Origin of the sequence: Microcoleus sp. Pol7_A1, from assembly GCF_036701085.1 — a bacterium.
Taxonomy (GTDB): domain Bacteria; phylum Cyanobacteriota; class Cyanobacteriia; order Cyanobacteriales; family Microcoleaceae; genus Microcoleus; species Microcoleus asticus.
The window spans coordinates 1-7,863 of the sequence record NZ_JAUBQD010000120.1 but is presented as its reverse complement, the minus strand read 5'-3'; the positions used below and the strand labels follow the sequence as shown (position 1 = coordinate 7,863).

Here is a 7,863-nt window from a genome sequence, read left to right as displayed (position 1 = left end):
GATCGCGTTTGAGCCAGTCGTCGAGTACATCAAAGATGCCTCTTTCGGTCTGGGCGCGTCCGACTGCGATTGTCATTGCGGTAAAATCCTTTTGCTTGTTAAAAGACTAAGGTTTCTAATTAAAGTTAACATAACTATATATTAGAAGTTCATAATCTTTCAACATAATTAGCAGAAGTTGATACACAATGCCATCGGTCGGTCGCGATCTCGTCAGTGAAACGTGACTGAGGTGGGCTAATTGAATTAAAATTTGGCTTTAAGGCTGTTTAGTTTTATGACTGCAAAAACAACGACCTCGATCGATTCGATCCTGCGCTACCAAGTTGTGGGTTCCCGCCGCTTCAGCAATTACTGGTGGGGGACGATTGTCACCATTGGAGGGACTGGTTTCCTGCTGTCGGGCCTTTCCAGCTACTGGCACGTGAACCTGCTGCCTTTTGCTAACCCGACTCAGCTTGTTTTCATCCCCCAAGGCATCGCGATGGGTTTCTACGGTGTCTGCGGCGTGCTGTTGGCGCTTTACCTGTGGCTGACTGTTCTCTGGGATGTCGGCGGCGGTTACAACGAGTTCGATCGAAAAACTGGTAACATTCGGATTTTTCGCTGGGGATTTCCCGGCAAAAACCGCAAACTTGATTTTACTTGCAAGACATCGGACGTGCAATCTGTGCGGGTTGACATTAAAGAAGGTCTCAGTCCCCGCCGCAGTATTTATCTTAAGCTCAAAGACCGCCGTCAGTTTCCCCTGACTAGAGTCGGACAGCCGATTGCTTTGTCTGAAGTGGAAAATCAAGCTGCCGAATTGGCTCGATTTTTGCAAGTTCCCCTAGAAGGACTTTAGGGATTTTTCATTTTCGATTGGTAATGTCTCGTAGGGTGCGCAATGCGCACCAAATCGATAAATATTGGGTGAGCACGAAGCGGTGCAAATTATCCCTGGTAAATCGATAAATTTAGGGTGCGCATTGCGCACCTTACATCATTGAGTGAAAGTGAAAGTGAAAGTGAAAGTGAAAATACAAATGCAAATGCAAATCAAAATTCAGCGGTGGTTGTTCTCACTTTTAATAATTGGTGCGTTGTTTGTTGGGGGATGCGGTAATTCCCCGGCTGTGAACTCAACTCCGACAGGGAGTCCGGCGGGTGAAAGCATTTCTTTGTCTCCGTCTCCGTCTCCGGCTGTGGTAGCGGCGAGCTCGCAATTTAGCAATTTGCCACGATTGGAAGGAACAGCAACAGTGGTGATGACTGTTAAAGGTGCTCCAATTACGATCGAACTCGACGGCAAAAATGCTCCAATTACTGCGGGCAATTTTGTCGATTTGGTTCAGAAGGGAGTCTACGACGGGCTGGTATTTCACCGAGTCGTGCGGGAACCTCAGCCTTTTGTAGTTCAGGGCGGCGACCCCCAGGGTAAAGACCCTAAATTCCCTGCGGCGCGGCTGGGAACTGGCGGTTTTATTGACCCGAAAACCTCTGCAGAACGCAGGATTCCTCTGGAAATTAAAGCTAAAGGTGCTGCAAATCCTACTTACAGCGCGACGCTACAAGAAGCTGGGGTTAAGGAGAAACCCGTGTTGGTGCACAGTCGCGGGGCTGTGGCTATGGCTCGATCGCAGAGTCCTGATTCGGCTTCTTCTCAGTTTTACTTTACTTTGACCGATGTGCCGTTTTTGGACGGGAGTTATGCGGTTTTTGGGTACGTGAAGCAAGGGATGGATGTTGTGGATAAGATTGAAGCGGGCGATCGCATTGAAAAGGCTACTGTTACTCAGGGCTTGGAAAATTTTAAGGCTGTTAGCTGAAATTAGTCATTAGTCATTAGTCAGCAGTCATTAGTGAATGGATGTTGTTGTTACTGGAATTGGTCTTGTTTCGGGTTTAGGGACTCTGGAAACGGGCTGGAAAAGACTGCTGTCTGGAGAATCTGGAATCGATCGGCATCAACCTTTTTTAGAACTTGAACGGCGACCTTTGGCTTTAATTGGCAAAAAACCTGCCGATTTAATAACTTTAATTCGGCAGGTTTTAGCAGATGCTTTGCAAGATGCTAATTTGATGTGGCCTTTGCCTGATTGCGGGATTGCGATCGGTTCTAGCCGAGGTTTCCAGGCGAATTTGGAACTGTTGGCGAGGGAAGGAAGAGGGAAGAAGGAAGAAGGAAGAAGGAAGAAGGAAGAGGGAAGGGAATTACCGATTACCGATTACCAATTACCGATTACCGATCCTCAATTCGTGAATTTTTTGCCTCACATGGGGGCGATCGCGGCGGCGAGGGCAATAGGCTCCACGGGACCGGTACTGGCGCCGATGGCTGCTTGTGCGACGGGTATTTGGTCGATCGCCCGTGCTGTTGATTTAATCCGCACTGGTGAGTGTCAGCGGGCGATCGCAGGTGCTGTGGAAGCGCCAATTACACCGCTGACTGTGGCTGGATTTAGCCGGATGGGTGCTTTGGCAAACGCTGGGTGCTATCCCTTTGATGAAAATCGGGAAGGGTTTGTGCTCGGTGAAGGCGGGGCTTTATTTGTATTAGAATCGGCCGAGTTGGCAAGCCGTCGTGGCGCTAAAATTTACGGTCGAGTTTCCGGTTTTGGCTTGACAAATGATGCTTGCCATGCTACCGCGCCGGCTCTGGGTGGGAAAAGTGCGATCGCGGCGGTAAATCAATGTTTGAAACATAGCAATTTAGCGGCGGTTGATATAGATTTTATTCATGCTCACGGTACTGCAACTGAGTTAAATGACCGACACGAAGCGCTGTTAATTGAGAAGTTGTTTCACCGAGGAGTTGCTGTTAGTTCGACTAAGGGGGCTACGGGTCATACCTTGGGAGCTTCGGGAGCTTTGGGCGTAGCTTTTTGTTTGATGAGTATTAAATATCAGATGTTGCCGCCTTGCGTTGGAATGAAAAAACCGGGGTTTGAATTAGATTTTGTTCGCTGTGCGCGATCGGCTATTGTCAGAAATGCGGTTTGTTTGAGTTTTGGCTTTGGCGGGCAGAATGCTGCGATCGTTTTATCTCGCGAGTGTTAATTTTTGCAAACTCGGTCGATCGGCATTTAAATTACACGATCTCTCTACAGTTAAAATCTTCTGAGGCGGCCCGGAGAACCCGCCCGCACATCCAATTTAAATCTGAAAAATTGTACAATATTTATGTATTTTAGTCAATAAACTGAGAATTTTGGTGAGATTGCTGGTGCTGCTATGCTACTCTGGCTCTGCATCCCGACCCAGATCCTTGCGTCCAAGCCTGGGATGTCAGAAAATAGAGGCAGATTAAAGCAGCATTGTATTTTATTAACGCACCGATCCCGATCTGCGAAAATAGAAGAAAGAAACTGTTTAAATTAAGCCTTAGGTATTTTCACATGGATCTGGCATCTCATCGATTTATGTCTTATTTTGAACCAGAGGAAGCTGCTCACCTTTGCCAAATAGCTGTTGTGGAGAGTTTTGCTGAGGAAACACTGGTTTTTGAAGAAGGAGAAACAGCAGATTTTTTATATCTAGTTTTAGAAGGTGAAGTCGAGTTTAGCAAGCGGATTGAAAACAAAAAATATCAAACTGTTGCTATCGCTAAGCCCGACGATTATTTTGGCGAACTCGGAGTTTTAGACGGAGAGCCTCGCAGTGCTAGAGCTGTGGCAGTTAGCGGATCGACTTTGGCAAAAATAGGTCGGGAAGAACTGATAGCAACTCTGCAGTTTGCTAAAGGCAGTGCGGTACTGAAAATGTTTAGTTTCATTACAAAAAATTTGCGTGATACCACTGATCAATATGTTAGCCAGTTCGTACACAGACAAAAAATGGTATTGGTAGGAGAAATGGTGAGCACCATTATTCACGATTTCAAAAATCCTTTTACGGGAATTAAACTCTCCAGCGAAATGCTCAAAGAAATGCACCCGGATGAGGAAACTCAGGAGTGGTGCGAACTTATTCAATTGCAGGTTCAGCGAATGTTGGGAATGGCTGAAGAAGTATTAGAATTTTCGCGAGGCAATGCTGTATTACATAAAAAACCAGTTAATCTAATCCAGACGTTGCAGCAGTTTGAAAGGTTGAACAGAGTTTATTTTGAGGCGGCAAAAGTAGATTTGGTCTTACGGGTGACAGAAGTGATAGTGGAAGCAGACGAAAATAAAATTTTGCGTGTTTTGCAAAATTTAGTTGGGAATGCTGCTGAAGCTTTTGGGGGGCGCGGGGGACGAGTTGAGATTATTGTGACACAAAGTAAGGAGTGGGCAGAAATTAGCATTTACGATAACGGGCCGGGCATTCCGGAGGCAATTAAGGAAAATTTATTTGAACCTTTTGTGACTTATGGCAAGCGGACGGGTACTGGATTGGGAACGGCGATTGTTAAGTCAATCGTCGATGCTCACAAAGGGGAAATTACTTATGAGTCGGAGGACGAAAAAGGGACAACTTTTTACATCCGCTTGCCGAAAATAATGGCTTGAGCCGATGAGTTTAATTAGGTAGGAAGATATGTACTTAGGACTTTCTCACTCAGCCTCAGAGACTTGGTTTATGAGTAGATTTTCTGTTACCAAACAATATTTTTATAAGAAACCGGGTTTAAAAGTGTTAGTCCTAATACTGTGTAGGGAGTTGCAGAATGCAGTAGAATTGAATTAACGAAGCGCTAAAAATCTGATGCCAGTTACTATTCAAACCTTACCCACAGAAGTTATCGATTTAATTGCCGCAGGCGAAGTGATTGATTCGATCGCCGCAGCGGTACGAGAATTAGTTGAAAATTCTCTGGATGCAGGCGCAACTCGCATCGTTGTTTCTGTCTGGCCCGAACAGTGGCGGATACAAGTTGCAGATAATGGTACGGGAATGGATCTGGAAAATTTGCAGCAGGCTGCTTCGCCTCACAGTACGAGCAAAATTACCACTGAAGCAGACCTTTACAAAATTGCTACTTTGGGATTTCGCGGGGAAGCTTTGCACAGTTTGGCTCAGTTGGGCTGTTTGGAGGTTTTGAGCCGATCGAATGATTTGGGATTGGGGGATTTTTCGGAAAACCGAGAGTCGGCACAAACCCCCGCCAAATCATCCTTTAACAAGGGGGGAATTGAAAATGCTCGATCGGGCTGGCGGGTAGTTTACAACAACGCGGGCGTTGCTGTGGAGGTGGAAACAGCGGCGATCGCTCCGGGTACGGTGGTGACTGTTGATAATTTGTTTGGCAATTGGCCTGTGCGTCGCAGTTTTTTGTCGGCGGCACAGCAAATGCGATCGATACAATCAATCATTCAGCAAATTGCTATTTGTCACCCGCAGGTTAATTGGCAGTTGCGTCAAGGAAATATCCCTTGTTTGCACGTAACTCCTGGTAGCACAGCGGAACAACTTTTACCTCAATTCGTGCGCGGTGTGCGAGCGAGCGATTTGCAGTATTTAAAGTTAGATGTGCCTGCGAGTCCTGCAAATAATAAAGCAGCAAATTTATTGGTAGAAACTCAACTTGTTGCAGCTACAGTTAAGCCCCATTACCAATTACCCGTTGCCAGTTCCCAATTCCCAATGCCCAATTCCCAGCGTTTGGAGTTAGTAATTGGTTTGCCCGATCGCTGTCACCGCAGGCGACCGGATTGGGTAAAGGTGGGGGTGAACCGGCGAGTTGTGCGATCGCCCGAATTAGAGCAAACTATTCTCAGCGCCTTTGCCCGCACTTGTCCGCGCGATCGCTATCCAGTGTGTTTTGTTCACCTGCAAATCTCCCCCTCGGAAATCGACTGGAACCGCCACCCGGCTAAGGTGGAAATTTATCTGCACGATCCGAGTTTTTGGCAAGAACAAGTTAGCGAGGCAATTGCTCGCGCTTTGCACCTAAATGATGAGGTTTTGCCTGCTGCCCCAATTCCCGAACGAGTGGGAAAATTGCTGAAGGCATCGGAACAAAAAAGTGCTTACAGTGTCGGGATTTCGGCTAAGCAGAATGATGAAGGCAGTGAAGAGGAAAAAGCTAATAAAATAGGATTGATGGAATTGAGGGCGATCGCTCAAATTCACCATACTTACATTGTTGCGGAACATTCCAGCGGAATGTGGTTGATAGAACAGCACATCGCTCACGAGCGCGTTTTGTACGAGCAATTGTGCGCGGCTTGGCAGCTAAAATGTCTAGAAAAACCAGTGATTCTCAGTCAGTTATCGGCGCTGCAAATCGAGAATTTATCCCGCTTGGGTTTGGAAGTAGAAACTTTTGGCGAACAGCTATGGGCTGCCCGCGAAGTTCCTGAATTGTTAGCCGATCGAGATGACTGTGCGGATGCGCTTTTTGAACTCAGTAAAGTAGCAGATTTGCAAGCGGCTCAAGTTGCGACTGCTTGCCGCAGTGCTATGAAAAACGGTACTCCTTTAAATCTTTTGCAAATGCAGAATTTGTTGGATGAATGGCAGCAAACTCGCAATCCGCGCACTTGTCCTCACGGCCGCCCTATCTATTTTGCTTTGGAAGAATCGACTTTGGCTCGGATTTTTCGCCGCAGTTGGGTGATTGGCAAAAGTCACGGGATTTAAAAGTTATTTTGATATCGGATGAAGTTCACGTCAAGCTGGCTCGATTGAAAAAAATCGTGAAGCTTTATTAAAAATAGTGGCTGATTTAGATACAAAAACTTAGAATATATTAAAATTTTAATAATTCACTGTTTTTAATATCTTTTGGGCAACAGGCTTTCTGGCTTGTTCCACAAGAAAAAATTCCTGTATTACCAGAAAAACTTTAATCATACTACAAAAAGCTGCAACAGGCAAGATGCCTGTTCCACAAGAACAAGTACCTGTTTTACCATAAAAAAGGTTAATTATTATACTACAAAAAATGCCGTTTACCCGAATAATCTTTGTTGTGGAACAGGCATCTTGCCTGTTCATGATGTTGGTACAAAAAGTAAATTAAAAATAAATCAATAATAAATATGGATTTTCCGATCGCCCGACAACTATTTTATCGAGAAATAAATCAGCCTGATGGCTCGATTGACCTGGCGAAAGCTGCCCTTTACATGGCTTTGGAAGAATACCCCAATTTGGAGCCCGAAGAGTATCTAAACGCTCTCGACACGATCGCAGATGAAGTGCGCGATCGCCTGCCGGCACAGAATTATCCGCTGCGGATCATTCAAACTATTAACGCCTATTTATACGGGGAGTTGCAGTTTGCGGGCAATGATGCTGATTATTACGACCCCCGCAATAGCTTTTTGAATGAAGTGATCGATCGGCGTACTGGCATTCCGATCTCTTTATCTTTGGTTTATTTGGAAGTTGCTAAGCGCATTGATTTTCCGATGGTCGGAATTGGGATGCCGGGACATTTTTTAATTAGACCGGATTTTGAAGATGCTGGTATTTTTGTTGATGCGTTTAACGGCGGGGAGATATTATTTCCTGAAGATTGTCAAGCCAGACTTTCTCAAATTTACGGTCAACCGATGGAGTTGCAGCCGGCTTTTCTAGCCCCGATCGGTCGCCGGCATTTTTTGGGGCGAATGCTGGGAAATCTGAAGGCGATTTATTTGCAGCAGCGAGATGCTGTGAGGGTACTCTTGGCACTCGAACGGATTTTGCTGCTGTTTCCCGATGCGGCGGGGGAACGGCGCGATCGCGGAATTCTGTACTATCAAGTTGGCCGCTTGGCTGAGGCGCGCCACGATTTGCAACTCTACCTGAGAAATGCTCCGAATGCTGAGGATGCTGCTAGAATTCGCCAATTGCTCGATCGGCTCGATCGGGATATGTTAACTTAAATTCGCTATAAGTAGGTCGGCGAGAAAAAACAAAACTATGTTAAGATACATAAATAAAACTCTAGTTTTAGTGGGGTAACTAATA

Annotated in this window: 7 protein-coding genes; 6 read left to right on the top strand and 1 reads right to left on the bottom strand. The window is 45.8% G+C overall.

Translation table 11 applies throughout. From position 1 onward, the window contains the following. The first annotated feature begins 277 nt into the window (after positions 1 to 277). The 5 genes from QUA20_RS31075 to mutL all read left to right on the top strand — a co-directional run bounded on the left by QUA20_RS31075 (position 278) and on the right by mutL (position 6,546). On the top strand, positions 278 to 844 hold the full coding sequence (locus QUA20_RS31075) for a photosystem I assembly protein Ycf4 (protein ID WP_333194159.1): 567 nt from the start codon (positions 278 to 280) through the stop codon (positions 842 to 844). A gap of 181 nt (positions 845 to 1,025) precedes the next feature. Further along, positions 1,026 to 1,808, top strand: coding sequence for a peptidylprolyl isomerase (locus QUA20_RS31070; protein ID WP_333194158.1), 783 nt, complete (start codon positions 1,026 to 1,028; stop codon positions 1,806 to 1,808). Positions 1,809 to 1,845: 37 nt separating this feature from the next. Further along, positions 1,846 to 3,039 carry a beta-ketoacyl-ACP synthase gene (locus QUA20_RS31065; RefSeq protein ID WP_333194156.1) on the top strand — a complete coding sequence of 398 codons (1,194 nt, stop codon included), beginning with the start codon at positions 1,846 to 1,848 and terminating at the stop codon, positions 3,037 to 3,039. Positions 3,040 to 3,377: 338 nt separating this feature from the next. Further along, positions 3,378 to 4,472 carry an ATP-binding protein gene (locus QUA20_RS31060; protein WP_333194154.1) on the top strand — a complete coding sequence of 365 codons (1,095 nt, stop codon included), beginning with the start codon at positions 3,378 to 3,380 and terminating at the stop codon, positions 4,470 to 4,472. Between the two features lie 196 nt (positions 4,473 to 4,668). Continuing rightward, positions 4,669 to 6,546 carry a DNA mismatch repair endonuclease MutL gene (gene mutL / locus QUA20_RS31055; RefSeq protein WP_333194153.1) on the top strand — a complete coding sequence of 626 codons (1,878 nt, stop codon included), beginning with the start codon at positions 4,669 to 4,671 and terminating at the stop codon, positions 6,544 to 6,546. A gap of 117 nt (positions 6,547 to 6,663) precedes the next feature. On the opposite strand, the gene QUA20_RS31050 is transcribed toward mutL, so the two are convergent. After that, a complete protein-coding gene (locus tag QUA20_RS31050; RefSeq protein ID WP_333194151.1) occupies positions 6,664 to 6,903 on the bottom strand; it encodes a hypothetical protein in 240 nt (79 codons plus the stop codon). Positions 6,904 to 6,947: 44 nt separating this feature from the next. On the opposite strand from QUA20_RS31050, the gene QUA20_RS31045 reads away from it, so the two are divergent. Next, entirely contained in the window at positions 6,948 to 7,778 is an 831-nt protein-coding gene (locus QUA20_RS31045) for a transglutaminase-like domain-containing protein (RefSeq protein ID WP_333194150.1), read from the top strand. The last annotated feature ends 85 nt before the right edge of the window (positions 7,779 to 7,863 follow it).